Consider the following 25,862-nt stretch of genomic DNA (forward strand, 5'->3'; position numbering starts at 1 on the left):
GTGCGGGTTCATCCCAACCGAACGACCCCACTCTTGACCCATTCGGAGAGCCGCTAATGGAACTTGCTCAATCAACCCTCTCTGCCTCTTTCATCGACAAGGGGGCCAAGCAACTGCTGCTCAAATTGCTGGCGCGCCTTGAGCAGGGCCAGCTGGTGCTCCACGACGGCAGCGAGTGCCACCGTTTCGGCAAGGCGGGCAGCGACCTGCATGCCGAGCTGGTGGTGCAGGATCCGGCGTTTTATCGCCGCCTGCTGCTGGGGGGCAGCATCGCCGCAGGAGAGACCTGGGTGGAGGGTCTCTGGACCAGCCCGGAGCCGGTGGCACTGGTGCGCTTGCTGGCCCGCAACCTGCCGCTGCTCGACGCCCTGGAACGGCGCCTCGGCTGGCTCAGCTTCCCGTTCAACAAGGTGCGCCACTGGTTCAATCGCAATACCCTGACCGGTTCGCGCGCGAACATCGCCGCCCACTATGACCTTGGCAACACCCTCTATCAGGGCTTTCTCGACGATCACATGCAGTATTCGAGCGCCATCTATCCCCACCCGGATGCCACCCTGGAGGAGGGGCAGCAGGCCAAGCTGCGCACCATCTGCGAGCGGCTTGAGCTTGGGCCGGACGACCATCTGCTGGAGATAGGCACCGGCTGGGGCGGTCTCGCCGTCTATGCGGCCCGTCACTACGGCTGCCGGGTCACCACCACTACCATCTCCCAGGCCCAGCACGACTATGCCAAGGCGTGGATCGAGCGGGAGGGGCTGGGAGATCGCATCACCTTGCTGCTGGAGGATTACCGCAAGCTGGAGGGACGCTATGACAAGCTGGTCTCCATCGAGATGATCGAGGCGGTGGGGCACGCCTTCCTGCCCGACTATTTCCGCCAGTTGTCGCGCCTGCTCAAGCCCGGCGGACGCCTGCTGATCCAGGCCATCACCATCGCCGATCAGCGCCACGCCCAGTATCTGCGCGGGGTGGACTTCATCCAGCGCTACATCTTCCCGGGAGGCTGCTTGCCTTGCGTCTCCCAGATGGCGGGTCTGCTGGCGCGGGAGACCGACATGCAGCTGGTACGGCTGCACGATCACGGCCACCACTATGCCCGTACCCTGGCCCACTGGTGCGAACGCTTCCTGGCGCTGGCCCCAGAGCTGCCCAAGCTCGGTTACAGCCAGGATTTCATCCGGCTCTGGCACTTCTATTTCGCCTACTGTGAAGGGGGATTCTGGGAGCGGGCCATCAGCTTGGTGCAACTGGAGGCCGCCAAGCCGGGGCCCCATGGCTGGTCCGGGGACTTGCCGGCAAGCGGTCGCTGATCATGTGGCAGTGGGCCCACCTGCTGGGATTCAACCTCTACTGGTTGCTGGCGGTGACATGGCAGCAACCGGGCCCGCTGCTCGGGATGCTGCTGCTCCATTTCATCTTCTCCCCCCGCCGTGGGCAGGACTGGCGCCTCATCCCGGTCGCCCTGGCTGGCTGCCTGCTCGACATCCTGCTCTGGCGCCTCGGCCTGTTTCACTTTCCGTCCGGTTTTCCGCTCTGGCTGTTGCTGCTCTGGTGCGGTTTCGCCCTGACCCTCTCCCACGGTCTTCGCTGGCTTCGCCCCTTGCCGCGCTGGCAACAGGGGTTGTTCGGCATGGTGGGGGGCGCCTCCTCCTATATGGCGGGGGCCGCCATGGGGGCAGTAAACTTACCCTGGGGCATCTGGACAAGCGCAGTGCTGCTGGCGGTGATCTGGATGTGGTGGTTACCCGTACTCTTGTGGGTAACGGTCAAGCTGGAGGGTGAGACGAGATGAACACCTTTTCGACCGACACCTTGTTGTTTTCCAAGTGGACCAGGGATGGCCAGTGCGAGCTGGCCGAGCGTTTCTACCTGGTGGTGGCCTGCCAGCGCGATGCCCAGGGGCATCTGGCGAGCGTGGTGATGCAGGATATCAACACCCTGCAGGAACAGGAGATGGACTGGCATGAACTGGAGGATCCCGCCCGTTGGCACATGGGGTGGAACTAGCCTGCTGCTGGCGGCCTTGAGCCTGCCACTGTTTGCGACCGCCCAGAGCGTTGCCGCCCCCTGGCAGGGGCTGCGCACCGTGGGACAGGGGGAGATGCGCTGGCTCTGGTTCAAGCTCTATGACGCCACCCTCTACAGCGAGAGCGGCCGCTATCAGCCGGGGCGCTACCCGCAGGCCCTCAGCATTACCTACGCGAGGGCCATCGAGCGCCAGGATTTGCTGGAGGCGACCGCCGCCGAGTGGCAGCGGCTCGGCCTTGGCAGCGAGAGTGAGCGCCAACGCTGGCTGGCTCGACTGGCCACGCTCTGGCCGGATGTCGCCCCCGGCGACAAGCTGGTTTTTTATGTGGACGAGCAAGGCACGGGCCACTTCTGGTTGCGAGATCGCCTCCTTGGCTCTCTCGATGATCCCGCCTTCGCCCCCGCGTTTCTTGCTATCTGGCTGACTGACGACAGCCGGGATCCCGCTCTGACCCGCCGCCTGCGCGGCCAATCCTGATGGAGTATTCCATGAAATTCTCTTCCTGGTGGCGTCTTGCCTGGTTGCTGCCCCTGCTGTGGCTCTCTGGTTGCGGCGCGGGTCTTGACGATTATCGCGGCTCCCGGCCGGGTTGGGATCTCGCCCGTTTCTTCAATGGCAAGCTGGTGGCCCACGGCCTGGTGACGGACCGCAGCGGCGAAGTGACCAGTCGCTTTCGGGTCGAGATGCAGGGGAACTGGCGAGAGGGCAAGGGAGAGCTGTTCGAGCAGTTCTACTTCGATGATGGCCGTCGGCAGACCCGCACCTGGTTTTTGAGCAAGGGGGCGGATGGCCACTGGCGCGGCACGGCTTCAGACGTGGTGGGGGAGGCGGTAGGCAAGACAGAGGGCTTTGCCCTCAACTGGCGTTATCAACTCGATCTGGCTCTGCCGGATGAGAGCGTGGTGAGGGTGAGCTTTGATGACTGGATGTATCTGCTGGACGACGACCGCCTGATCAACCGCGCGAAGATCAGCAAGTTCGGCATTCATCTCGGCGAGGTGATCCTCTATATCGAACGGCTTGAGCAATGAAAGCCGGTGCATTTTTTTGCCGACGATAGCCATTGGCTATTGATCGGCAAGGCACGGGCGATTGTCTTTTGAGTCTGCTTCTGGATAAGCTGACTCCGTTCCCGATAATGCTTACCACCTGGAGGTGAATCATGAAGAGCCCCATTGGTCTTGATACCGTTCAATCACAAGCCCTGGCCGCCGAGCTCAACAAGCTGCTGGCCAGCTACCAGATCCTCTACATGAACGTCCGTGGCTTCCACTGGAACATCCGCGGCAACCAGTTCTTCGAGCTGCACCTGAAATTCGAAGAGATCTACAACGACCTGCTGCTGAAAGTCGATGCCCTGGCCGAACGCATTCTGACCCTGGATGGGGTGCCCCTGCACAGCTTCAGCGACTACATCCAGGTGTCCGCCATCCCCGAGCAGAAGGGGTTGCATGACGGTCGTGCCTGCGTGGAATCCCTGCTGGCGAGCTTCCGCGAACTGCTGGTTGCCCAGCGCCGCATCCTGGGTCAGGCCGCCGATGCCGGTGATGAAGGGACTGCGTCCATCCTCTCCGACTATGTGCAGCAGCAGGAGAAACTGGTCTGGATGCTGCGCGCCTATCTGGCCTGATGAACCTGGGGCCGGCTGCCCATGCCCCGGCCCGTATCATTGCCCCTGTTGTTGCAAACCCGAGTTGTCTCTCCTTGATTTCCCACCCGCTTGCCGCCCGATTTGGGCGGCTTTTTTCTATTTGATCTGCATCAATGAAATGTTAATTGGTAAATTGAATGCCTATTAAGTTTTCCAGGAGGGGAATAGAATCGCCACAAAACAGATAACTGAAATGTCCAATTAGGAGAGACATGATGTTTTGTGTGCAATGTGAACAGACTATTCGTACCCCGGCAGGCAACGGCTGCGCCTATGCACAAGGCATGTGCGGCAAGACGGCGGAAACTTCCGACCTGCAAGATGTGCTGATCTATACCCTGCAAGGGCTCAGCGCCTGGGCCCTGGCGGCCCGCGAGCACGGCATCGTCGACAGCGAAATAGACGCTTTCGTGCCCAAGGCGTTCTTTGCCACCCTCACCAACGTCAACTTCGACTCCGCTCGCATCGTCGCCTACGTCAACCAGGCGCTGGCCTATCGCCAGCAACTGGCCGCCAAGCTGGCACCGCTGGCGGTGCAGGCCGACACACTGCCCGCCGCGGCCAGCTTCGAGCCGGGTGCCGATCTGCTGGCCCAGCTTGCCCAGGCGCCGCAGACCGCGGTCAACCGGGGCAAGAACGAGGTCAACGAAGACATCATGGGGCTGCGCCTGCTCTGCCTCTATGGCCTCAAGGGTGCCGCCGCCTACATGGAACACGCCCGGGTGCTGGATCAGCAGGATGCCGGGGTCGCCGCCGAATTCCATCGCATCATGAGCTGGCTCGGCACGGATCCCTGCGATCTGGATCCCCTGTTCAAGTGCGCCATGGATATTGGCCTGCTGAACTTCAAGATCATGGAGATGCTGGATCTCGGTGAAACCACCGCCTTCGGCCACCCCGAGCCGACCCAGGTACGCGTCACTCCGGTACCGGGCAAGTGCATTCTGGTCTCCGGTCACGACATGGTGGATCTCAAGCTCATCCTGGAGCAGACCAGGGGCACTGGCATCAACGTCTACACCCATGGCGAGATGCTGCCGGCGCTGGCCTACCCCTTCTTCAAGCAGTACCCGCACCTGGTGGGCAACTACGGCTCCGCCTGGCAGAACCAGCAGAAGGAGTTTGCCAACTTCCCGGGCGCCGTGGTGATGACCTCCAACTGCATCATCGACCCGAACGTGGGCAACTACTCGGATCGCATCTTCACCCGCTCCATCGTCGGCTGGCCCGGTGTGACCCACCTGGAAGGGGAAGATTTCTCCGCCGTTATCGCCAAGGCGCAAGCGCTGGAAGGCTTCAAGCACGTTGAGCTCGAGCACTTCATCACCATCGGTTTTGCCCGCAACGCCCTGATGCAGGCCGCTCCTGCGGTGATCGACAAGGTCAAGGCTGGCGAAATCAGCCACTTCTTCCTGGTGGGGGGATGTGACGGAGACCGTGCCGAGCGCGCCTACTACACCGAGTTTGCCAAGGCGATCCCGCAGGACAGCCTGCTGCTGACCCTGGGCTGCGGCAAGTACAAGTTCAACAAGCTCGATTTCGGCGACATCGGTGGCATTCCCCGTCTGCTGGACGTGGGTCAGTGCAACGATGCCTACTCTGCCATCCAGCTGGCCCTGGCGCTCGCCGACGCGTTCGAGTGCGGCGTCAACGATCTGCCCCTGACCCTGGTGCTCTCCTGGTTCGAGCAAAAAGCCATCGTCATTTTGCTCACCCTGCTTGCACTCGGCGTGAAGGACATCCGCACCGGCCCGACCGCCCCGGCCTTCCTCACCCCGGCCCTGCTCAAGGTGCTGGAGGAGCAGTTCGGCCTGAAAGGAACCACCACGGCAGACGCGGATCTCGCCGAGATCCTGGCGGCCTGAGCAAAGATACAGCCTTACACGCTCAGCATGTTGTAAGCCTTTGGCGAGCCTGATGGCTCGCCTTTTTTCAACGCTATTTCCGAGCAAGAGGAGCCTTGCGATGACCTCCACCTCTTTGAGCCTGCGCTGTATAGCCCGCCGGGCAGAGACCCACGACGTGGCGAGCTGGCAATTTGAACCCCTGGCTGGCGACCTGCCCTCCGTGCTGGCTGGCCAGTGCGTCACCCTGCACACGATGATTGACGGCCAGCCCCACTGCCGCGCCTACACCCTCTCCTCCAGCCCGCAGGATCCTTTCTGGCAGGTCACCATCAAGGATGTGGGGCTGGTCTCTCACCATCTGCACCAGAGCCTGCAAGTGGGGGACGAGATCCGGGTAGACGGCCCCTTCGGCGACTTCAACCTGGCAGCCTTGCCCTGCGAGCAGCCGCTGCTCTTGAGCGCCGGTTCCGGCATCACCCCCATGTGGGCCATGCTGCGGGACGAGCTGGCCAAACGGCCGGATGCAGACATCCGCTTCATTCACAGCGCCCGCTCGCCGGAGGATGTGATCTTCGCAGATGACCTGGCTGCGCTGGCCGCTGCCCATTCCGGCGTGCGCCACGCTTTAGTGCTGGAGAAAGTAGGGGAAGAGGCGCCGACGGCTTATCCCTGGGTTGGCCGGCTCACACCGGAGATGCTGAGGGAACTGGCGCCAGACCTGCTGGCGCGCCACGTCTATCTGTGTGGCCCAGCCCCCTACATGACCGCCGTCTGCACCATGCTGGCGGAGCTGGGACTGCCGGCAGCGCAGTTGCACCAGGAGTCGTTCGGCCTGCCTGCTGGAACATCGAGTGCGGCGCCAGTTGCGGCCGGCAGCGACCACTTCTGGCTGACCCTCAAAAAGAGCGGCAAGAAGGTGAAGATCCTGCCGGGTCAGACCCTGCTGGCGGCACTGGAAGGGGCGGGGGAGACCATGATGGCGGCCTGCCGTGCCGGGGTGTGTGGGGCCTGTCGCTGTACCACGGAGGGAAAAATCGAGCGCCAGAGCGTAATGACCCTGAGCGCGCAGGACCTCGAGAGCGGGGTGGCGCTGGCCTGTTCCTGTACCGCCAGCGGGGATGTCAGCGTCGACTATTGAAGCGCGTTCCTGGCATCTCGCGCTTTTCCCGAGTGGGCCAGGCAGGTAGACTCAGCCCCAGTTTCAGTCGAAGACGGGATAAAAAATGACAATTCTGGTTACAGGGGGCGCCGGCTATATCGGCTCCCATACCCTGGTTGAACTCTTGAACGTCGGGCAGCAGGTCGTGGTGCTGGACAACCTCTCCAACGCTTCCCCCGAATCGCTCAAACGGGTCGAGCGGATCACCGGCAAGCCGGTCATCTTTGTCGAAGGGGATGTGCTGGACCGGGCCTGCCTGCAACGGCTGTTTGCCGTCCACCAGATCGAGTCGGTGATCCATTTCGCCGGCCTCAAGGCAGTCGGCGAGTCGAGCCAGATCCCGCTCACCTACTACCAGAACAACGTGACCGGCACCCTGGTGCTGTGCGAAGAGATGGCCAAGGCCGGCGTGTTCCGGTTGGTATTCAGCTCCTCGGCCACCGTTTACGGCGATCCGGCCTCGGTACCCCTGCGGGAAGATTTCCCCACCAGCGCCACCAACCCCTATGGCCGCTCCAAGCTGATGGTCGAAGAGATCCTGCGTGACCTCTCCAAATCCGATCCTCGCTGGGCCATCGTGCTGCTGCGCTACTTCAACCCGGTGGGGGCTCACGAGAGCGGCCTCATCGGTGAAGATCCCAACGGCATCCCCAACAACCTGCTGCCTTACATCAGTCAGGTCGGCGTGGGCAAGCTCAAGGAGCTGGGGGTCTTTGGCAACGACTACCCGACGCCGGACGGTACCGGGGTGCGCGACTATATCCACGTGGTGGATCTCGCCATCGGTCACCTCAAAGCGTTGGCCCGCATCAAGAGTGATACCGGCGTCTTCACCTATAACCTCGGCACCGGTCAGGGCTATTCCGTGCTGGAGATGGTCAAGGCGTTCGAGGCAGCCAGTGGCCGTGCAATTCCCTACCAGATCAAGCCCCGTCGCCCCGGCGATATTGCCGAGTGCTGGGCTGAACCGGCCCTGGCCCGTGACGAGCTGGGCTGGCAGGCCGAGCGGGGTCTGGAGCAGATGATGATCGATACCTGGCGCTGGCAAAGCCAGAACCCGAACGGTTATGGCCCTGCTGCGAAGCCGTGATCAAGGGTCATGCGCTGCTCGGGAACCTCATTTTTTCATATAAACTCGGGTCCCAGCGCTGCTCTTCGCCTTGCTGACAGCTTCTCGCGACGGCCCATCAGGCCTGATGGTTTGCAGCCTGAACAGCAAAACGCCCCGGCATGCCGGGGCGTTTTTTCATGCACAACGCGCGGGTTACTGAATGCTCTTGCCGGCGCGGACATCCTTGATGATGGCCTTGAGGCTGGCCAGATCCCGCGGTGCGCCGCGCAGGATCTGATCGCCGATGATAAAGGCCGGGGTACCGGAAATGGCCATGGCTTCGGCCAGCGCCCGGTTGGTACCCAGATTCTGATCGATGCTGCCGTCCTTGATCTTCGCCTCGACCTTGCTCCAGTCCACGCCGGCGGCCCTGGCGACGTCTTTCACCTGGGCTTCGTCGGAGAGGGGTCCCTGATGGGCGTACAGCTTGTCGTGGAAGGCCTGGTATTTGTCGGGCTGGCCGAGCTTCACCGCCAGCGCCGCGCGGGCGGCGTAGTAGGAGGTTTCGCTCAGGATGGGGAACTGCTTGTAGATGTAGCGGATCTCCTTGTCCTCAGAGAGCAGTTGCTGAATGAGGGGATGAGCGCGCTTGCAGTAGCCGCAGTTGTAGTCGAAGAACTCCACCACCGTCAGGCTGCCCTTGGGATTGCCGCTCTCGGGATCCTGGTTGGCGAAGAGCTGCTTGGCATGGGCTTCTATCAGCGTCTTGTCGTTCTCGGCCTGCTGGCTCTCCTGCTTGGCACGCAGGGCGTTGGACATCTCGACCAGGATCTCCGGATTCTTGACCAGATAGTCGCGCACGATCTGCTCGACATCGCTCTTGGTCAGCTCGCTCGCCTGCACGGGCGCCGCAAGCAGGGTCGCGCCGGTCAGGGCGGCGAACAGGGCATGTTTGATTCTCATAAGTCCATCTTGCTGGGGATGTGGTAGTGGCCCCTATAGTGGGTGAGTCTGTTTTCAAGTCAAGCCATCCGCTTGAAAAAGCACGGTTTGCAGCGGTTTTGCCGGTTTTGTGCGCCAGATAGCCCAATAAATGGGCAAACAAACGGAGTAGGGATTTACAAGGGCTGGGGGCATGGGTAATATGCGTCGCACTGCTGCGGAGGGGTGGCAGAGCGGCTGAATGCACCGGTCTTGAAAACCGGCGATGGGCGACCATCCGTGGGTTCAAATCCCACCTCCTCCGCCATCTATATAGCCCAACTGATTTATTCAGTTGGGCTTTTTTGTGTCTTCGGTTTTGGGTATGCCACCGTGTGCCCGGATTTAGTTGACCATCGCGATCACTCCCAGGGCGTCACATTGGCGTACTTGTATTTGGCGTAGACGGGCTGGCCGTTGTAGGAGCTGGGCGGGAAGCTCGGGTTGGCGCTGATCCAGTTATTCACAAACGTCTGCATCCAGCTGGTGACGGGGCGGCTCTCGCGGCGCACGCTCACCCATTTGTTCTGGGTACGGCTGAAGACCTGCCAGGTGACTCCCGCCTCGTCGATGTTGAAGGCGTAGCGCTCCATGTTCCAGATGGAGATACCGTACTTGCCCAGGTCGATGTCCTGGGGATACTGACGCCCCTGGATCCAGACGTTGGTATGGAGCAGGTTGGTGCCCCCCATCAGCTCGATGTCGACTTCATAGTGAGAGCTGGTGCCTGCATCTCCGGTATAGGTAAAGAAGGAGCTGATGGTGCCGGGCACCGATCCTGCCTGCATTTGCACCTCATAACGACCCTTGCGGGTGTAGTTGTAGGTTCGCAGCTCAGCGCAGCTCTTGTTTCCTTTGTCGGATTTCGCATGGAGGATGGCCGTGCCGGACTCCATCCAGACGTTGGCGGCGCGCCAGGTGCAGTCGAATTCTGACCCGCCATTGCGCCAACCATCAGAGACCTGCCAATCCTGATTGCTCCACCACCATGCCGATGCCTGAGTGGAATATAATCCTCCCGCCATCAGCAATACTGACATCAGTCCAAGTTTACGCATATTATCCACATTCCTGTGTGTTTATTAATGAGTGTTTTATTGATGACTACAAGCAGCATCAGAATAGCCATAAACAGATATTGAAACTTATACTGGTATCGCGTCATGACAGTTTCATACTTTTGAAATTGCCTGAAAAAGGTATGAAAGACATGACGGCTGGCTGGTATAACCAGAATAAAAAAAGCCACCGTATATAACGGTGGCAAAAGCACGGACTCCCGATCCGATGAGTTAAAATCAGCTGGCTTGGCGGCGATAGATCTCGACCAGTTCGGTGGCCAGTTCGCGGCACAGAATAGAGGTCATCAGGTGATCCTGGGCATGTACCATGACCAGTGTCATCTTGGTCTTGCCTTCGCCCTCATCGGCTTCAATCAGTTTGGTTTGTACGGCATGGGCAGCCTTCCCCGCGTCGGTGGCCTGGAGCAGCAAGGCATCCGCTTCGCTGAACTGGCCAGCACGAGCCTGACGCAGGGCTTCGAAACAGAGACTGCGAGATTGGCCGGCATTGACGATGATGCCCATGACTGCTTCTTCAAGATCCATCATTTATGACTCCTTAAAATCCATTATTACGAGAGACGTTGGCGAACCATTCACCACTTTTCTTGACGGTGCGCTGCTGGCTTTCCAAATCAAGGCTGATGAATCCATAACGGTTCTTGTAGGCATTCATCCAGGACCAGTTGTCAATAAAGGTCCACAGGTGATAACCACGGCAATGACTTCCTTCAGCAATGGCGGTATGAATCCACTGGAGGTGGCCGCGAATGAAGTCGATACGATAATCGTCTTTTACCTGACCATCTTCACCAATGAATCTGTGCTCCCCTTCGACACCCATACCATTTTCGGAGATATAGCTTGGGATATTTCCATAGTTGTCGCGCAGGTTGATCAATATGTCATAAATACCGCGCTCATATATTTCCCAGCCGCGATAAGGGTTCATTTTGCGGCCTGGCATCTCGTAATTCTCGAAGAACCAGTCAGGCAGGAAAGGGGAGTCCGGGTTGATGGCCGTCATGCGTGCCTTCACTCGCCGCGGCTGGTAGTAGTTGATGCCGAGCAGATCGATCTTGCCGGCGGCCAGCAGTTCGCAGTCGCCGCTTTGCACCACGGGCATCTGATCGTGCTCGCGCAGGATATCGATCAGCTCCTGGGGATAAACCCCCTTCACCGCAGGATCGAGGAAGGCGCGGTTGAAGAACAGGTCGGCAATGAACGAGGCCTTCAAGTCTGCCGGGTTTGAAGAGCGCGGATAGGAGGGGGTCAGGTTCAGGACGATGCCGATCTGACCGGGCAGGGAGAGTGTGCGATAACGCTTCACCGCCAGACTGTGGGCCAGCATCATGTGATAGGCCACCTGGGCTGCCCGTTTGAAGTCCATCTGGTTCGGGTAATGGAAGTCATACAGATACCCTCCTTCCACTACCACAACGGGTTCATTGAAGGTCATCCAGCAGGCGACGCGATCACCGAACAGTTTGAAGCAGAGCGCTGCGTACTCGGCATAAGCCGCCACGGTTTCGCGGCTCTCCCAGCCTCCCTGCTCCTGCCAGTACATCGGCATGTCGAAGTGGAACAGGCCGATGAAAGGTTTGATCCCCTTGGCCAGCAGCTCATCGATAACCTTGTTGTAGAAGTCGACGGCCTCTTGGTTGACGGTGTGGCCATCCGGCAGCAACCGGGCCCAGGAGATGGATGTGCGGAAGCTGTTGTGGCCAATCTGTTCCATCAATGCGATGTCTTCACGATAACGATCGTAGAAGGTGGAGGTGTTGGCCGGGCCAACCTGACCATGGAAACGGTGTGGCTCCGTCTCGAACCAGTGATCCCAGATGGTTGGTGCCTTGCCGCCCACATTGGCAGCCCCTTCCGATTGTGCGGCCGACGAGGCGCTACCCCACCAGAAGCCTTCGGGGAATGTATATTGCATTGCAGTTTCCTCTTGATGACCGGCGTGCAGGCGGCGTGGCGCCCGCACGCCTGGCGCTTACGCCTGACTCTGAATCGGTGTGATTGTGTCTGCTTTTTCTGATCTGGCCGCTTCTTCCGCTTCAGCCATCTCGGCTTCCTGCTTGAGCAGGGTGCGTTCGTAAGCCCGCACGAAGGGGTAATACATCAGGGCGGAGATCCCCATGCAGATGAAGCACATGATGACCGGACTGAAGGCCCAGTTGGTCGCCCAGGAGGCGCCGATGGGGGCCGGCGTGGTCCATGCGGTCAGCATCACGACCCTCTCAACCAGACCCAGATCCACCGCGAACCAGGCCAGGATGGCGTTGATCACAGGTACAAAGATGAATGGCAGGAAGAAGACCGGGTTCATGATGATGGGAGCACCAAACAGGATCGGCTCGTTGATGTTGAAGAACCCGGGGACAACACCCATTCGCCCTATGGTGCGCAGGTGCACGGCGCGGCTGCGCATCAGCAGGAATGCCAGTGGCAAGGTGGAGCCCACGCCGCCGATAAAGAGGAAATGCTCCCAGAAACCGGGCAGGAAGGTGTGGGGAATGGCTTGGCCGGCGGCCATGGCTGCCTGGTTGCTGGCCAGGTTTGCCATCCAGAAGGGGTTCATGATACCGGTGACGATCATGGAGCCATGGATGCCAGCAAACCAGAGGATCTGGCACAACAGCACCGCCAGCAAGACGGCAGGCAGGCTGTCGGAAGCCGCTACCAGCGGTTTGAGCATGGACATGATCGCCTCGGGCAGGATCATGCCTGTGGTTTCCTGCAGCAGCATGTTGAAGGGGTGCAGGGTCAGGATAATCGCCAGGACCGGGATCAGCACCTCGAAGGAGCGCGCCACCCCCATCGGCACCTGCTCGGGCAGACGGATGGTGATGTTGTTGCGCTTGAGCCAGGCATAGACCTCGGTCGAATAGATGGCGCAAATAAGAGCGGTAAAGATACCCTGACCGGAGAAATACTGGGTGGAAATGGTGCCGTCTTTATATTGCGCCGCCACCAGCATGAACGACATCAGCGACAGCAGGCCCGTGATGATGGGGTCCAGGGAGTACTGCTTGGCCAGGCTGGATGCGACGCCCACCGAGATGAAGACCGTCATCAGCCCCATGCTCATGTTGAAGGGCAACATGAGTTCGGCACGATAGGTGTTGGAGAAGTCCAGCCAGGCTCTGGCAAAGCCCCAGGTGGTTTCGCTGGAGATGGGTGGGAAAATGAAGACCAGCATGAAGCTGCCGACGATCATGAACGGCAGCGCGGCAATAAAACCGTCACGGATGGCCAGAACATAGCGTTGCTGGCCCAGTTTTCCTGCCAATGGGCCGATCCGTTGTTCGATCAACTTGACCAGCATCCCATAGAGTGAACTCATAGTGTGTGTCCTTCCTTGTGAGCACGCTTAACCAATCAGGGACAGGGCGTAGTCCAGCACCTTGTCGCCGCGCTGCATGCCGTAATCCATCATGTCGATAGGTTGTACCTTGATGCCGTGAGCCGCCGCCTTGGCTTGCAACTCCGGTTGCATGTACTTGATCTGCGGTCCCAGCAAGACCACCTGGTAATGGGGCATCTGGTCATCGAACTCCGATGCGCCAAAAGCCTTGATCTCGGCAACCAGGCCCCGTTTTTCGGCTTCTACCAGCATTTTTTTCACCAGCAGGCTGGTGGACATCCCGGCAGAGCAGCACAACATGATTTTTTTCATGATCATTCCTCAGTTATTAAGCTGGGCTCACTATAGATCGATGCAACAATGTGGGAAATCGATTTCACGAATGGGGTTTTGTAATTGTGATCGCGATCACTTGATGGATATCTGATATAAGGCATATAAAATAAAATATCGTTATTTATCAGTTAGTTATAATTGTTTTTATGATGTGGTTTACGCCATGTTTATTCGATTTGGTATTTTGAAATATCGATTTCAAGTCTATCGTGGTTTTCATGCTGCTCCTGGACCCCTGCATGATGCAGAGGGCGCTTTCGGCATGGTGTCGATCCGGCGACCATGCCAGCAACCCCGGGTAACCGAGCCCATCGCCGTGCTCCTTCACCCCCTGGTGGCAGGGCGTCATGGTGGCGGCTAAGGGGCTCTGTACAGTGTCTTGCTCAGATGGCGGGCTCAGCCTGGGGTTTCCTTGTGGTTCTCGCTGAGGGTCACGAAACCCGATTCAGGAGCCGGGTATCTTGCTGTCCCGCCTTCTTCGCGCACGAGGCACTGTAGAAGAGGCGGGGAGCGGGTGATGCCCAGATGGCGTCAGCAGATCTGATGGCAAATGAGGGATCAAGTGGATGCGCAAATAAGGTGGCCAAGAGACGGACATGTAAAAGGCAGGGTTGCGAAGGTGCGGTCAGATGCAATGAAATGATCGATAAGAGAGGGTTCTGCTGCCGTCAGCCTCTGAATGATGACGGAAAAGGGAAAAGGGAAAAGGGAAAAGGGAAAAGGGAAAAGGGAAAAGGGAAACGTAAAGCGGAGGGTGGCGACCGGTGCGGGAGCTGTCCTGGGCAAGAATGGCAGGGGAGTAAAACAATGCTCCGTCACGGGGACGGAGCATTGGAAGGGTGATCAGCGGGTCAATCCACCTTCATCCAGTACGCTGACCGTCCAGAAGAAGGGGGCATTCCAGTTGACGGTGACCTCGTTCAGCGTCCAGGCACCAATCTCATCTTTCCAGCAGGTCTGGCCGGTACACTTGCCCTTGAGGGTGGAGGCAACGGGATCGCTGAAGTTGATGGAGTTCGGTCCGCCCGAGAGTACGCCTGGTGGTACCAGAGGAGACGCGGGGTCGATGGGGTGAGCCCAGAACCTGTGGTGCGGATTCTTCAGCGGACGGCTGCCGTAGCCCGACACATAGGACTGATCGAGGGGGTTGCGGCCGAGCACATAGTCCATGGCATCGGACATGGCCTGCAGGTATTTGCGCTCTCCCGTGAAGTCATGGGCCAACCCGAGGAAGATGCTGCGGTTCATCAGGTTGGAGTTGGAGCCCCAGGGGTATTCGGTCGCCTGATAGGGGATAAGGTAGCCCTCCGTCGCCACGCTCTTCTGGTAGCCGTCAGCTGCGGCGATGATAGCGGCGCGCGCCTTCTCCACTTCCTGTTTGCCCAGTTTGTTAGGCACCATGGCCAGCGTGATGGTCCCTGCGCTGCTGAGATCCTGCCAGTAGAGATCACCACTTGCGCTGCGATCCCCCTTGGGGGCAGCCAGATAGAGAGGGGACTGCTGGACGGCCTGCTTGTACTCGGCTTTGCCGGTGGTGGCAAACAGCTCGGCGGCAGCCCAGTAGAATTCGTCCTTCAGGTTGGTGTCATCATAGGGACCGGATCCCACAAAGTTGTCATAGGCATAGACGTCCGGATGGCGGTTGGCCGCCTTCCAGGCTCGTTCCGCTGCCTGCAGGCTGCGCTGTGCGAAGGCCGGATCCAGATCCTTCCATACGCGAGCGGACTGGGCGGCGGTGGCCGCCAGGTTCAGAGTCGCAGCCGTGCTGGGGTGGCTCAGGAAACGGGGTTGTGGATCCTTGTGGGGCGGGAGCGGCATCCCGGTCCAGGCTTCGTCGGCGACCTTGTGGAAGACCATGCCGGAGGCATCGATCTCGGTCAGTTTCAGGCTGTCGAGCTGCTTGGACTGATCGCCTACCGGCACCCAGGCCTTCTTGCCTTCGGGCACCTGCATGGCGAGGAAGAACTCCATCATCCAGCGGGACTCGTCCAGCAGATCGTTGTAGCCGTTGTGCTGTTCCGGGATCTTGACCTTGCCGTCGGCAAAGGCGCTCTTGTCACCCTCTTTCGCCAGCTGCTCCCGTTCATAAAGGTTCATCAAGGTCCATACCGAGATCCCCCCGTTGACCACGTACTTGCCCTGATCGCCGGCGTCGTACCAGCCGCCGGTCACATCCAGCGTGAAGTCACAGCCAGGCCACTGGTTGCCCTTGGCGTCCTGCTTGTTGAAGCAGGTTACGTTCTCGGGCTTGTGTCCTGCCGGGCGAGCAAGGTCGGGGCGCTGGACATATTTGGCTTCGATGTCGATGCCGCTACGCTGTTGATAGAAGAAGGAGAGGGCATCGAATTTCATGGTGTGATAGATGTCATCGCCGATGCTGAACGGATGACTCTTCTGGCCGGCGACCTCCAGTACCAGGCCGGTGCCCGGGGTGGTGACCTGACTGAAGTCGGCAATCTGTACGTTCTCGCCGGATGCGGCATTCAGGCCAAAGGGCGTGGTCTTGCCTTCCGCGATGGTCTCACCCTGGGCATTGCGCAGGGTCCAGGGGAGCGAGTCCTTGCTGTCGGTGGCGATGGTCGCCCGTTTCAGAGCCTTGCTCAGATAGCCGACCTGGTTGACGCGCACGCTGCCCAGCTCCGATTTCTTGATCAAGGAGGGGCCCGATAGCGTGGCTTCACCGATACAGACAGTGGTCGGTGTCTGGGTGCCCATCTGAAGTTGGAACTGGGTCTTCTCGTCAGTGGCAGAAGGTGTGAACTGGATATCGAACGGTTTGGGCGTGCTGCCGAGGGCGAGGTCCTGCACCATGTAGTTGGTGTAGGGGGCGCCATCATGCTGGATCAGGGCCTTGACGTTGATGTCGCTCTTGGCCATGGCAGTGAAATGGAGTTTGTAGGTTTGCCCCTGCACCAGGCCGAGATTGGACTGACCCAGGATGACATCCCAGGGATTGGAGCCCGACTCGGTGAAGGTGATACAGCCCATCTGGTTCTCGGCGTTCAGGGTCCCCCCGGCCGTCCACCATCCATCGGTTCCCTGGAAGCCCCCATTGGTCAGCAATTCACCCACAGGCCCGGCAGATGCCGAGGAGGTACCTGAACCAGATGCCCCTGCGCTGGGCAGGGAGCAGCCATGCAAGCCAATGACGCAAGACATGGCAAGCGTCAGGGCACTAAGCCGAGATGTTTTCATTGTTACCCCTTTGATCACAGACGGAAATAATGGCGTCGATTTTCGCACTCACGCAGAAAATGACCGAGTCATCCTGCGGTCCGCATTTCACTGTCAAGATTCACACACAATCCCTTAGTGGAAATCGATTTCACGATTCAGGTAACAGTAAATTTTTTGGCAGATCAAGTTTGCTTTTATGAAATGTGATGGAGACGGCAAATTTTCGTTTATTGATATATTCATGCACTTGAATTGAATTCCATTGAATCCTTTCAACATTCCTCTGACTCCCCAGCCGTTTGGCCATATCGGTGTCGTTCCAGGCAGCTCATGCGGCAAATCAATGTGGTGGATTGCATTTAAATTATTGTTTTGATTTTATTTTGTTGATCTTCCTGACATGAGTCTACCCGTTCTCTCTGTTCCTTCCTGGGTATTCTGCTGATGATGCACGCCCCCGAGTTTGTGAGTTGCATCACTATTTTCTCTTTCAGCGGGATCTTTGTCATGGCATGACAAAGATACTGCTGGAATGACGAAGAGATTTCTGTTTACCATTTAATATCCTTGCAATCGATTTCAAATTTGACTGTTTTTCAAGACGACTCGCCATGAACGATGAGTCCAGGCGATGAACGAGAACATCCGGAGAGTCATAAGGAAAATGCGTAAAACTACAGGTCTCACCAGGTCTATGACCTGCCTATTCGTGGGGTGCGGCATCTGGAGTGCCGGGATGGCGGATGAGTTGTCGACCATGCCCTATTTTTCCACCTGGCCGCAGATCCACAGCGCCATTGCCAGGGACGAGGGGATGGAGCGCCAGATCCAGGCTCTGCTCTCCCGGATGACCCTGGAGGAGAAGGTTGGCCAAATGATCCAGCCCGACTTTCGTGAAGTGACACCTGAGGAGGTGACGCGCTACAAGATTGGCTCCGTCCTCAACGGGGGAGGGGGCTGGCCCGGCAACAACAAACACGCGTCGGCCCAGGACTGGGCACACCAGGCCGACACCTATTGGCAGGCGGCGGAAGCGGGCTTTGAGGGCAGGGGGTATCGCATCCCCTTCATGTGGGCGACCGATGCGGTGCACGGCCACAACAACGTCTTCGCGGCGACCCTCTTCCCGCACAATATCGGCCTGGGGGCGGCGCGGGATCCGGATCTCATCTACCGTATCGGCCAGGTGACGGCGCGGGAAGTGGCCGCCACGGGGCTGGATTGGACCTTCGCCCCGACAGTGGCGGTGCCCAGGGATGATCGCTGGGGCCGGACCTATGAGGGCTATTCCGAAGATCCCGCCATCGTCTATCACTATGCCGGCGAGATGGTGCGTGGCCTGCAAGGTTCCGCGACGGATCTGCGCGGCCAGCGCCATGTCATCTCGAACGTGAAACACTTCGTGGGGGACGGCGGTACCCTGAACGGGGTCGACCGGGGTCAGAACTTCTATTCGGAAGAGGACCTGCGCAACCTGCACGCGGTGGGCTACTTCTCGGGGCTGGATGCCGGTGCCCAGGTGGTCATGGCTTCGTTCAACAGCTGGCACAACGAGCTCAACCGCGACGTGCTGCCAGAAGACGGGGTTGAGTACAACGGCAAGCTGCACGGCAGCCGCTATCTGCTGACCGACGTGCTCAAGGGCAAGATGGGCTTTGATGGCCTTGTCGTCTCTGATTGGAACGGTCACAGCGAGATCGCCGGTTGCACCATGGGGAGCTGCCTGTCTGCGGTGCTGGCCGGGGTCGACATCTTCATGGTCACGGCGCGCAAGGACTGGATGGAGTTTCGCCAGAGCCTGCTCGATGGCGTGGCGAGCCGGCAGATCCCGATAAGCCGGATCGACGATGCCGTGACGCGTATCCTGCGGGTCAAGATGCGGGCCGGGCTGTGGGAGAAACCCATGCCGTCGGCCCGTGAGCTGGCGGGCAAGCAGGGTGAACTTGGTGCCGTGACGCACAAGGCGCTGGCCCGGGAGGCGGTACGCAAGTCGCTGGTGCTGCTCAAGAACGAGGGCAGGATCCTGCCCCTGAGTCGGCAGAGCCGGGTGCTGGTGGCTGGGAGCGCCGCCAACGATCTGGGCAAGCAGGTGGGGGGCTGGAGCCTGACCTGGCAAGGCAGCGAAAACGGGCGAGGTGATTTCCCCGGTGCCCAGAGCGTGCTGGATGCGGTGACCGCCACCGTCGGTGCGGATCATGTGCAGGTGAGCACGGGATCCGGTGAGTTTGCGGGAGCCAAGCCCGATGTCGCCATCCTGGTCATGGGGGAGGATCCCTATGCCGAGTGGTTCGGCGACATTCCTGACAACAAAACCCTTGCCTATGGGGATCTCAAGAGCAGCTATCACGAGGACCTGTTGACCCTCAAGCGGCTGAAGGCGGCCGGCATCCCCGTGGTGACCGTGCTTTTCTCCGGACGTCCGCTCTACGTCAATGAGGAGCTCAATCTCTCTTCCGCCTTTGTCGCCGCCTGGCTGCCGGGCACCGAGGGGGAGGGGATCACCGATCTGCTGTTCAGGGATGCCAAGGGCAAGGTAGCCCATGACTTCCAGGGACGCCTCTCCTTCTCGTGGCCCTTCAGCAAGTGTGCCACCACCATCAATCGCACGCCCACCCACATCCCGGGCTGGCAGCGTCCAGCCTTCGAGCAGGATCCTGCGGGTGAGTACGCACCGCTCTTCCCCTATGGCTACGGGCTCAGCTACGGCAAGCCTTCCCCTGTGGCGGCCCGGGTCAGCAACCTCAATACCCTGACCCTGGATAAACGTACCTTCGGCTGCAACGAGAGCGACCCCGCCAAACTGAGCGCCGCTGACAAGGTGCTCGAGCTGTTCGGGCCAAAAGCGGGTGAAGAACACCGTCTGCGCATGGGGGATGCCAGCAACTGGACGGGGACTGAAGTCTCCGGCAACAGCGTGACCGAGATGACCTTCATCAAGGTTCAGCCCATCGACTATCTGCGCCAGCAGGATGCGCGAGCGGTCACCTTCCTCGGGACGAACAAGCCGGGTATCGACTCCGGGGCCACGATCCAGTTGCAGACCACCCAGGTCAAGGGGGCGGATCGTCGCACCTACCTGAAGGGAGAGAGCGAGCTGCAGGTGACGCTGCGGGTGCAGCAGGCGCCAGCGGGTGACATGACGCTGGGGCTGCAGTGTGGCTGGCCCTGCGGCAAGTCCATCGAGATTGCTCCGGCCTTGCGCCAGTTGCCTCCGCAGAAGTGGGTGACCCTGAGTCTGCCCCTGCACTGCCTCGAAGAGGGCATGGACTTCGCGAAGGTCAATACCCCCTTCATCCTGGGCACCAGTGGACAGGCACGCATCGACATGGCGACCGTACGCTGGGTACCGGCTTCTCTGCTGGGGGCCTCAGGGGAAGTGGTCAGGCTCGATTGCCAGGGCAGATTGAGTCGATAAGCCGTCAGCCAGATGCACCAGGATGCCTGTCGGGCTCCTGGTGCCTTGATAACCGGCTCCGCCCCGATGCGGAGGGAGAGGTGGGAGAGAAGGATGTCGATCGTACAGCGGATCAGATTGGGCTTTACGCTGCTGCTGGTCCTGTTGCTATTGCTCGGGGCCATCAGTTACCTGAAGACGACCTCCATTCACGGTCGTTTCCAGCAGGTGACCGAGGAGGCGACGCCTCAGGCCCTGACCGCCAGCCGGCTGCGCGCCGCGTTGCTGATGGCTGACAGGGACAGCCTGGCGCATCTCGCCATCCGGGAGACGTCGGCGTTCCCCGAGTCCCGTCAGCGTGTTGCCCATGACAAGGTCCGCTATGAGCAGCACATCAAGGCATTCGCGGCCCTGGCACTCGATACCGAGAGTGAGCGGCAACTCGCCCGGGTCACCGACCAGGCCCCCCGGCTGTTTACCCTCTCTGAGCAGTTGATGAGCCTGCACGAAGAGTCGGTCGAGCTGGAACGGGTGCTCGCACGGATGCGGAGCGAGCTGCTGCACCTGGACGACAACTACCGTTCGGCGGCAGACCTGCTGGTGCGTTACACGGCGGGGCGGCGCTCTTTGCAGAACAAGGCGGAGCTCATCACCAGCGGTATTGCACGGGATCTCAAGCTGATCATGCGTGCCGACGGCAACACGGATCTGGTGGCGCTACAGGGGGGGCTGGCCAAAGACATCGACATTGCGAACCAGCGTCTGGAGCGGATTGTTGTCCCCGATGACGTCAAGGCCAGGTTCACCCGCCATGTGGCGCGCATTCCCCAACTGGTATTTGGCGACAAGGGGCTGATTGCCACCCTGGTGCGCCGTCAGCAAATCAGCCAGCAACTCCATGACTTGCGTGAGCAGCAGGAGGCGCAGAGCCAGCAACTGGGGGAGGTCCTGGACAGGCTTATCGCCATCAGCAACCAGAGCATGCAGGAGGACAGGCTGAGTGCCGACGTCGCGGTTGACAGCGCCCGCACCTGGATCGTGATGGTGGCCCTGTGTTCCGTGCTCATCGCCCTCATTGTTGCCTGGAGTACGGCCCGCAGCATCCAGGTGCCGCTGGTGCGGATCAATCGGGTTCTCGGTCTGATGGCACAAGGGGACATGACGCTGCGGGTTCGCTACCCCGCCAGGAACGAGCTTGGTGAGGTCGCGAACTCCATCGACCAGCTGGCCCACCACACCAAGACGCTTCTGATGGAGGTCCAGACCGGCTCTGAGTACCTGGTGAGCGAGACGCGCAAGACCGCAGAGATCGGCGAGCAGGTGATGTCGCAGGTGCAGGCGCAGAAGGCCCAGACCGATCAGGTGGCGGCCGCCATCTTCGAGCTGGAGACCAGTGCGACCGAAGTGGCGCGCTCGAGCGATCATGTTCGTCGGGAGGTGGGGGAGGCCAATGACGAGAGCCGGCTCGGACGTCATCTGATGCAGGCCAATCGGGATGGCATCGAGCAACTGGCGACCGACATCGCCGGGGCCATGGCGATCACCCGCAAGCTCGAAGGCTACAGCAGCAACATTGGCAACATTCTCGAGGTGATCCGTGGCATGGCTGAACAGACCAACCTGCTGGCCCTCAATGCGGCCATCGAAGCGGCCCGTGCCGGGGAGGCCGGGCGGGGCTTTGCCGTGGTGGCCGAGGAGGTGCGGGCGCTGGCTACCCGTTCACAAGGGGCGACCCAGGAGATCCAGGTGATGATCGACAACCTGCAGGGATGCGCCCGCGATGTGGCGAGCGTGATGGCCCAGAGCCATGAGCAGACCCAGCAGAGTGTGCAGCAGACCCGGGATGTCGAAAGTGCCCTGGGGGGGATCGCCTCGCGCATGGAGGCCATCAAGGAGATTGCGGATCACATGGCTTATGCCGCAGCGGAGCAGATTTCGGTGAGTCAGGGAGTGGCCCAGCACGTGGCGGCCATCGCAGATGTGGCTCACGAGACCGAGCAGGCGTCCCGGGTATCGGCGAGCAGTGGTGAGGTGTTGTCGGGGCTGGCCAGCCAGCAGCAGAGTCTGGTGGCCCGTTTCAAGGTGTAGGAGAGAGGCGATGTGGAAATCTGTGAGTGCCCTGCTGGTCTGGGGGCTGAGTACGGCGGCGGTATCCCAGGAGCTGGTACTGGAAACCTGGCGCGTGGATGACGAGGCGCTCTGGAAGGAGCAGTTTCTGCCCCGTTTTCAGGCGATCCATCCCGAGATCACCCTTAAGCTGCATTCGCAGCGCTCGGCGGATTACGATCGGGAGCTTGCCGAGCGGCTGGCGGCGGGGAAGGCAGGGGATCTCATCACTTGCCGTCCTTATGATCAGTCCCTGCGGCTGTTCCAGCAGGGGCATCTGCTGGATCTGACGGACCTGCCCGGGATGGAGAACTTCCCGAGCTTTGCCAAGGCCGCCTGGCAGACCGACTCCGGGGCCCAGACCTTCTGCCTGCCCATTGCCTCCGTGATCCAGGGTTTCTACTTCAATGTCGATATCTTCAACGCCCTTGGGCTGACACCGCCGCGAACCCGTGCCGACTTCTTCGCCGTGCTGGAGAAGGTGAAGCAGGATGGCCGCTATCTGCCGCTGGCACTGGCGGCTCACGACAGCTGGGTGGTCTCCGAGCTTGGTTATCAGAACATCGGTCCCAATTACTGGCATGGGGAAGATGGCCGCCTGGCGCTGATCAACGGTCAGGCGCGAGTGACCGATGCCCCTTATGTGGCGGCGTTTCGTGAGCTGGCGAGCTGGCGGCCCTACATAGGGGACCATCCTGCCGATGCCACCGAAGCACAGGCGGTGGATGCCTTTGCTGCGGGCAAGGCCGCCATGATAGTGGCGGGCTCCTGGTCGCTGGCCCAGTTCACCGGCAAGGTCAATTTTGGTGCCTTCCCGCCCCCCGTCGCGCGGGAGGGGGACACCTGCTATTTCACCGATCACACCGACATGGGGATCGGCATCAATGCCGCCAGCCCGAACAAGGAGGCCGCCCTGAAACTGGTGGAGTGGATGGCAAGCGCCGACTTTGCCGAGCGTTTCTCCAATTCGGTGCCCGGTTTTTTCTCCCTCTCCAACCACTTCTTCGAGCTCAAGGATCCGGTGGCGAGCACCATGATGGGCTGGCGGGATACCTGCGATTCCACCTTGCGTCTGGGGGCGCAGTTCCTCACCCGGGGTGAGCCATCGCTTACCACAGAGCTTGCGGAGGTATCGCAATCCGTGGTGCTCGGCACCATGACGCCGGAAGCCGCCGCCGCGCGCATCCAGCAGGGGTTGGCAAGCTGGTATCCCCCCCAGAAGGCGGCCACGAGAAGAGCCAGTCTGTGTGAAGCGGACGAGCCTCTCCCCACGCTGGCAACCAGCGCGGCCACCGGGACGGAATCCCCCTTCGCAGCGCCTTGACGGTGGGCGGGATCTGCACACTCCCCAAGGCGCCTTCAGGCGCCTTGTTTCATTCAGGTCGACCGGGGCCATCGGGTTGTGATTGCCAGGCTTTGGCTGGTGTCATCGGGCCAGGCCGGATTGAGGGGCCGGCAGAAGAGGGACGCCAGGTTGTGTGTGGTCTCTGTGCTATGTCAGAGAGTCAAGGTGGAAGTCGCGGCAGGGGCAAGTCATTCGCTGGACAGGTGGCTGACAAAAGAAAAGCGGCCCGAAGGCCGCTTTGCGCTGATGCTGTGCAGGGATCTGGAACCGCCCCGGTCTGTGTTCACCCCTTGTACGGCAGTGTGGTATCACGCACCACAATGCTCAACTCGGGCAGTTCGTCCGAGTTCAGCTCCGTGTTCTCGATCAAACCCAACAGAGTCTTGACCATCTTGACCCCCATCTCGTAGATGGGCTGGCGTACCGTGGTCAATGGCGGGTTGGAATAAGTAGAGAAGGGCAGGTCGTCAAAACCGATGAGCGAGACATCCTCAGGCACCCGCAAGCCGCACTGCTTGAGCCCCAGAATGGCCCCGTAACAGGTCTGATCGTTGGCGCAGAAGATGGCGGAGAATTTCCGGCCGCTCTCCACCAGCTTCTTGACGGCATTGAGCCCGCCGACCTCGGCGAAATCCCCCTGGATGACCAGGGAGGGGTCATATTCGATACCTGCGCTCACCAGGGCCTGGCGATAGCCATGATGACGCTCGATGGCATCGTTATGATCCGGTAAACCGACGATATGGGCGATGTCACGATGACCCAGATCCAATAAATAGCGAGTCGCCATGTAGCCACCCAGCCGGTTATTGATGCTAAAGGAGTGTACCCGCTCGGTCATGATATTGTGACCTGTGGCCACAATCGGTATTTGCTGGGAAAACTCGAGCAGTGTTTGCTGATTGACGTGGCCGGTCAAAATAATAAGGCCATCAACCCGTCGGGCCACCAGCAGGCGCAACCGCTCAACTTCTTCTTCCGCATTCCAGTGACCGCTGACAATCAGCGGCACATACTCCATGCCCTGAAGAGTGTGTTCAACACCCCGCAACATTTCGTTGGAAAATGGACTCTCCACATGTTGGGTCAAAACACCCAGGGTCATGGACTGACCCGTTTTCAAATATTGCGCCATCAGGTTGGGACGAAAATTCAATTCCTGAATGGCATCTTCCACCGCCTGACGTTTATCTGCGGCCACTTTGGCCGAGCCGTTCAATATCCGGGATACAGTGCTTGCCGAGACACCGGCTCGGCGGGCGATATCATAGACAGTGGCTTTTTTCTCCTGAGCTGACTTCGACATCCCCCCTCCGTACTCGACTGTGAAAACCCCTGGTCATGGCCAGTGTTATATGAATATCTTCTTAATAAATCAGCAAGTTAGGATACCCGTTTCCCCTGGTGGTGACAAGCGATGATGCGCCTTGCCAGGGGAGGGAATGCTACTGCTGGGCGGCAAAAAAGACCTCTTTTGCCTTGGTAAAACCGGCTTGCTCGGCGGCTTTGACCCAGGCGAGCGCCTGCTCATAGTTTTTGCTCTGAACGGCAGTGCGAATATGCTGATAATAATCCAGTTCACCCAACGATTTATCTGGTGAGACCATCACGGGCGATATGGTTTTTGCGATCTGCGTCGCATTTTCAGCGGGCTCTGCGTCCAGCGTCAAATATAGGCGTCCGGTAGCAGAGTGAGGCACTTCCACATTGATGAGGCGGGCGACATCCGTGGTGCGATCATATTGCATGGCGCGCTGGAGATCGTCCGGGTTGAGCCGGGTACTGCCCTGCATGTCCTTCGCCGTGGAATAGATCACCATATAGGCGGCCCGAGCGCTGCCGATGGGGGCCGGAATGGTGAATTCCCCCTGAATGTTCTGCCCTGAAATTAACGAACGACCGTCATAACTGAATGTGGAACCGGGAATGGTTTGAACGGCGTTGTATTGCTCGTCCAGCAACAGGATGCTGGGCAGGAAGACGGTATAGTCGACCGGAATGGTTATTTTGACGCGAGTTGCCTGGCTGACTTCGGGCAGCGAGAAGGCCATTACATAGCTTTTGCCTGAATCAAATGCATAGACCTGGCTGTCGGTGCTCACATCGACCCAGCGGCTCTCCTGCCCGAGGGACTGGAAGCGAAGTTCCTTGAATGACTCGACCGCCACCTTGTTCGACAATTGTTCCCGACCTTGCTCAACCTGTTGCTGCAGGGCGGAGACTGCCGAACCTGGCGAATGCTCCGGGCCCATGCCGGCGCATCCGGCCATCAGCAGACTGACCAGGAAAGGCAGACACTGCTTCGTTCCCTTCATCGTGTTTCCTCGTATGCAATGCGGGCCCCCCAAGGGA

General features: G+C 59.9%; 21 protein-coding genes and 1 tRNA gene. 13 read left to right on the plus strand and 9 right to left on the minus strand.

Annotated features, from left to right (window positions below):
* The first annotated feature begins 56 nt into the window (after window positions 1-56).
* From AB7E19_RS00940 to galE, 9 genes are all read left to right on the plus strand, one after another.
* Window positions 57-1,313 (plus strand): SAM-dependent methyltransferase, encoded by a 1,257-nt coding sequence (locus tag AB7E19_RS00940; protein ID WP_202041089.1) that lies wholly within the window; start codon window positions 57-59, stop codon window positions 1,311-1,313.
* A gap of 2 nt (window positions 1,314-1,315) precedes the next feature.
* Window positions 1,316-1,795, plus strand: a complete 480-nt coding sequence (locus tag AB7E19_RS00945) for a DUF2878 domain-containing protein (RefSeq protein ID WP_045523634.1) — start codon at window positions 1,316-1,318, stop codon at window positions 1,793-1,795.
* The gene (locus AB7E19_RS00950; protein WP_010673326.1) at window positions 1,792-2,010 is read left to right on the plus strand and encodes a TIGR02450 family Trp-rich protein; all 219 of its coding nucleotides are present in this window, start codon (window positions 1,792-1,794) and stop codon (window positions 2,008-2,010) included. Before AB7E19_RS00945 ends, AB7E19_RS00950 begins: the two co-directional genes overlap by 4 nt.
* The gene (locus AB7E19_RS00955; RefSeq protein ID WP_029313899.1) at window positions 1,967-2,509 is read left to right on the plus strand and encodes a chalcone isomerase family protein; all 543 of its coding nucleotides are present in this window, start codon (window positions 1,967-1,969) and stop codon (window positions 2,507-2,509) included. Before AB7E19_RS00950 ends, AB7E19_RS00955 begins: the two co-directional genes overlap by 44 nt.
* An 11-nt stretch (window positions 2,510-2,520) precedes the next feature.
* The gene (locus AB7E19_RS00960) at window positions 2,521-3,063 is read left to right on the plus strand and encodes a DUF3833 domain-containing protein (protein WP_080944204.1); all 543 of its coding nucleotides are present in this window, start codon (window positions 2,521-2,523) and stop codon (window positions 3,061-3,063) included.
* 131 nt (window positions 3,064-3,194) lie between these two features.
* On the plus strand, window positions 3,195-3,662 hold the full coding sequence (locus AB7E19_RS00965; protein ID WP_010673329.1) for a Dps family protein: 468 nt from the start codon (window positions 3,195-3,197) through the stop codon (window positions 3,660-3,662).
* 236 nt (window positions 3,663-3,898) lie between these two features.
* Entirely contained in the window at window positions 3,899-5,548 is a 1,650-nt protein-coding gene (hcp, locus tag AB7E19_RS00970; RefSeq protein ID WP_139736627.1) for a hydroxylamine reductase, read from the plus strand.
* A gap of 100 nt (window positions 5,549-5,648) precedes the next feature.
* Window positions 5,649-6,668, plus strand: coding sequence for a hybrid-cluster NAD(P)-dependent oxidoreductase (locus tag AB7E19_RS00975; RefSeq protein ID WP_322131498.1), 1,020 nt, complete (start codon window positions 5,649-5,651; stop codon window positions 6,666-6,668).
* Window positions 6,669-6,753: 85 nt separating this feature from the next.
* A complete protein-coding gene (gene galE / locus AB7E19_RS00980; protein ID WP_319891303.1) occupies window positions 6,754-7,779 on the plus strand; it encodes a UDP-glucose 4-epimerase GalE in 1,026 nt (341 codons plus the stop codon).
* Window positions 7,780-7,953: 174 nt separating this feature from the next.
* On the opposite strand, the gene AB7E19_RS00985 is transcribed toward galE, so the two are convergent.
* The gene (locus AB7E19_RS00985) at window positions 7,954-8,703 is read right to left on the minus strand and encodes a DsbA family protein (protein WP_039041345.1); all 750 of its coding nucleotides are present in this window, start codon (window positions 8,701-8,703) and stop codon (window positions 7,954-7,956) included.
* Window positions 8,704-8,901: 198 nt separating this feature from the next.
* Here AB7E19_RS00985 and AB7E19_RS00990 point away from each other — a divergent pair.
* Window positions 8,902-8,989, plus strand: a tRNA-Ser gene (locus AB7E19_RS00990).
* 94 nt (window positions 8,990-9,083) lie between these two features.
* Here AB7E19_RS00990 and AB7E19_RS00995 read toward each other — a convergent pair.
* The 6 genes from AB7E19_RS00995 to AB7E19_RS01020 all read right to left on the minus strand — a co-directional run bounded on the left by AB7E19_RS00995 (window position 9,084) and on the right by AB7E19_RS01020 (window position 16,683).
* Entirely contained in the window at window positions 9,084-9,779 is a 696-nt protein-coding gene (locus tag AB7E19_RS00995) for a family 16 glycosylhydrolase (protein WP_080560416.1), read from the minus strand.
* A gap of 240 nt (window positions 9,780-10,019) precedes the next feature.
* Window positions 10,020-10,331 carry a PTS lactose/cellobiose transporter subunit IIA gene (locus AB7E19_RS01000; protein WP_010673336.1) on the minus strand — a complete coding sequence of 104 codons (312 nt, stop codon included), beginning with the start codon at window positions 10,329-10,331 and terminating at the stop codon, window positions 10,020-10,022.
* Window positions 10,332-10,341: 10 nt separating this feature from the next.
* Window positions 10,342-11,721: a glycoside hydrolase family 1 protein gene (locus AB7E19_RS01005; protein WP_102948832.1), complete on the minus strand. Its 1,380-nt coding sequence runs from the start codon at window positions 11,719-11,721 to the stop codon at window positions 10,342-10,344.
* 57 nt (window positions 11,722-11,778) lie between these two features.
* Window positions 11,779-13,131 carry a PTS sugar transporter subunit IIC gene (locus AB7E19_RS01010; RefSeq protein ID WP_427934503.1) on the minus strand — a complete coding sequence of 451 codons (1,353 nt, stop codon included), beginning with the start codon at window positions 13,129-13,131 and terminating at the stop codon, window positions 11,779-11,781.
* 27 nt (window positions 13,132-13,158) lie between these two features.
* Window positions 13,159-13,464 (minus strand): PTS sugar transporter subunit IIB, encoded by a 306-nt coding sequence (locus tag AB7E19_RS01015; protein WP_427934505.1) that lies wholly within the window; start codon window positions 13,462-13,464, stop codon window positions 13,159-13,161.
* Window positions 13,465-14,331: 867 nt separating this feature from the next.
* Window positions 14,332-16,683, minus strand: coding sequence for a glycoside hydrolase family 9 protein (locus AB7E19_RS01020; RefSeq protein WP_324038436.1), 2,352 nt, complete (start codon window positions 16,681-16,683; stop codon window positions 14,332-14,334).
* A gap of 718 nt (window positions 16,684-17,401) precedes the next feature.
* Here AB7E19_RS01020 and AB7E19_RS01025 point away from each other — a divergent pair.
* The 3 genes from AB7E19_RS01025 (at window position 17,402) to AB7E19_RS01035 (ending at window position 23,489) form a co-directional block, all read left to right on the plus strand.
* Window positions 17,402-20,080 (plus strand): glycoside hydrolase family 3 N-terminal domain-containing protein, encoded by a 2,679-nt coding sequence (locus AB7E19_RS01025; protein WP_427934507.1) that lies wholly within the window; start codon window positions 17,402-17,404, stop codon window positions 20,078-20,080.
* 93 nt (window positions 20,081-20,173) lie between these two features.
* Window positions 20,174-22,147, plus strand: coding sequence for a methyl-accepting chemotaxis protein (locus AB7E19_RS01030; protein WP_322131501.1), 1,974 nt, complete (start codon window positions 20,174-20,176; stop codon window positions 22,145-22,147).
* 10 nt (window positions 22,148-22,157) lie between these two features.
* Window positions 22,158-23,489, plus strand: a complete 1,332-nt coding sequence (locus AB7E19_RS01035) for an ABC transporter substrate-binding protein (RefSeq protein ID WP_103244411.1) — start codon at window positions 22,158-22,160, stop codon at window positions 23,487-23,489.
* A 304-nt stretch (window positions 23,490-23,793) separates the two neighbouring features.
* On the opposite strand, the gene AB7E19_RS01040 is transcribed toward AB7E19_RS01035, so the two are convergent.
* Window positions 23,794-24,816, minus strand: a complete 1,023-nt coding sequence (locus tag AB7E19_RS01040; RefSeq protein WP_041201452.1) for a LacI family DNA-binding transcriptional regulator — start codon at window positions 24,814-24,816, stop codon at window positions 23,794-23,796.
* 139 nt (window positions 24,817-24,955) lie between these two features.
* Complete coding sequence (locus AB7E19_RS01045) at window positions 24,956-25,825, minus strand: MalM family protein (RefSeq protein ID WP_216944549.1); 870 nt, start codon at window positions 25,823-25,825, stop codon at window positions 24,956-24,958.
* Window positions 25,826-25,862 lie beyond the last annotated feature (37 nt).

Source organism: Aeromonas sp., assembly GCF_050252055.1.
GTDB lineage: Bacteria > Pseudomonadota > Gammaproteobacteria > Enterobacterales > Aeromonadaceae > Aeromonas > Aeromonas caviae.

Coding starts and splice junctions, on each gene's coding strand:
- AB7E19_RS00940 (WP_202041089.1), top strand. CDS start 57: ATGGAACTTGCTCAATCAACCCTCTCTGCCTCTTTCATCGACAAGGGG.
- AB7E19_RS00955 (WP_029313899.1), top strand. CDS start 1,967: ATGAACTGGAGGATCCCGCCCGTTGGCACATGGGGTGGAACTAGCCTG.
- AB7E19_RS01030 (WP_322131501.1), top strand. CDS start 20,174: ATGTCGATCGTACAGCGGATCAGATTGGGCTTTACGCTGCTGCTGGTC.
- AB7E19_RS01045 (WP_216944549.1), bottom strand. CDS start 25,825: ATGAAGGGAACGAAGCAGTGTCTGCCTTTCCTGGTCAGTCTGCTGATG.
- AB7E19_RS01025 (WP_427934507.1), top strand. CDS start 17,402: ATGGCGGATGAGTTGTCGACCATGCCCTATTTTTCCACCTGGCCGCAG.
- AB7E19_RS00945 (WP_045523634.1), top strand. CDS start 1,316: ATGTGGCAGTGGGCCCACCTGCTGGGATTCAACCTCTACTGGTTGCTG.
- AB7E19_RS01015 (WP_427934505.1), bottom strand. CDS start 13,464: ATGAAAAAAATCATGTTGTGCTGCTCTGCCGGGATGTCCACCAGCCTG.
- hcp (WP_139736627.1), top strand. CDS start 3,899: ATGTTTTGTGTGCAATGTGAACAGACTATTCGTACCCCGGCAGGCAAC.
- AB7E19_RS01040 (WP_041201452.1), bottom strand. CDS start 24,816: ATGTCGAAGTCAGCTCAGGAGAAAAAAGCCACTGTCTATGATATCGCC.
- AB7E19_RS01035 (WP_103244411.1), top strand. CDS start 22,158: ATGTGGAAATCTGTGAGTGCCCTGCTGGTCTGGGGGCTGAGTACGGCG.
- AB7E19_RS01010 (WP_427934503.1), bottom strand. CDS start 13,131: ATGAGTTCACTCTATGGGATGCTGGTCAAGTTGATCGAACAACGGATC.
- galE (WP_319891303.1), top strand. CDS start 6,754: ATGACAATTCTGGTTACAGGGGGCGCCGGCTATATCGGCTCCCATACC.
- AB7E19_RS00985 (WP_039041345.1), bottom strand. CDS start 8,703: ATGAGAATCAAACATGCCCTGTTCGCCGCCCTGACCGGCGCGACCCTG.
- AB7E19_RS00995 (WP_080560416.1), bottom strand. CDS start 9,779: ATGCGTAAACTTGGACTGATGTCAGTATTGCTGATGGCGGGAGGATTA.
- AB7E19_RS01005 (WP_102948832.1), bottom strand. CDS start 11,721: ATGCAATATACATTCCCCGAAGGCTTCTGGTGGGGTAGCGCCTCGTCG.
- AB7E19_RS01020 (WP_324038436.1), bottom strand. CDS start 16,683: ATGAAAACATCTCGGCTTAGTGCCCTGACGCTTGCCATGTCTTGCGTC.
- AB7E19_RS00950 (WP_010673326.1), top strand. CDS start 1,792: ATGAACACCTTTTCGACCGACACCTTGTTGTTTTCCAAGTGGACCAGG.
- AB7E19_RS00960 (WP_080944204.1), top strand. CDS start 2,521: ATGAAATTCTCTTCCTGGTGGCGTCTTGCCTGGTTGCTGCCCCTGCTG.
- AB7E19_RS00965 (WP_010673329.1), top strand. CDS start 3,195: ATGAAGAGCCCCATTGGTCTTGATACCGTTCAATCACAAGCCCTGGCC.
- AB7E19_RS00975 (WP_322131498.1), top strand. CDS start 5,649: ATGACCTCCACCTCTTTGAGCCTGCGCTGTATAGCCCGCCGGGCAGAG.
- AB7E19_RS01000 (WP_010673336.1), bottom strand. CDS start 10,331: ATGATGGATCTTGAAGAAGCAGTCATGGGCATCATCGTCAATGCCGGC.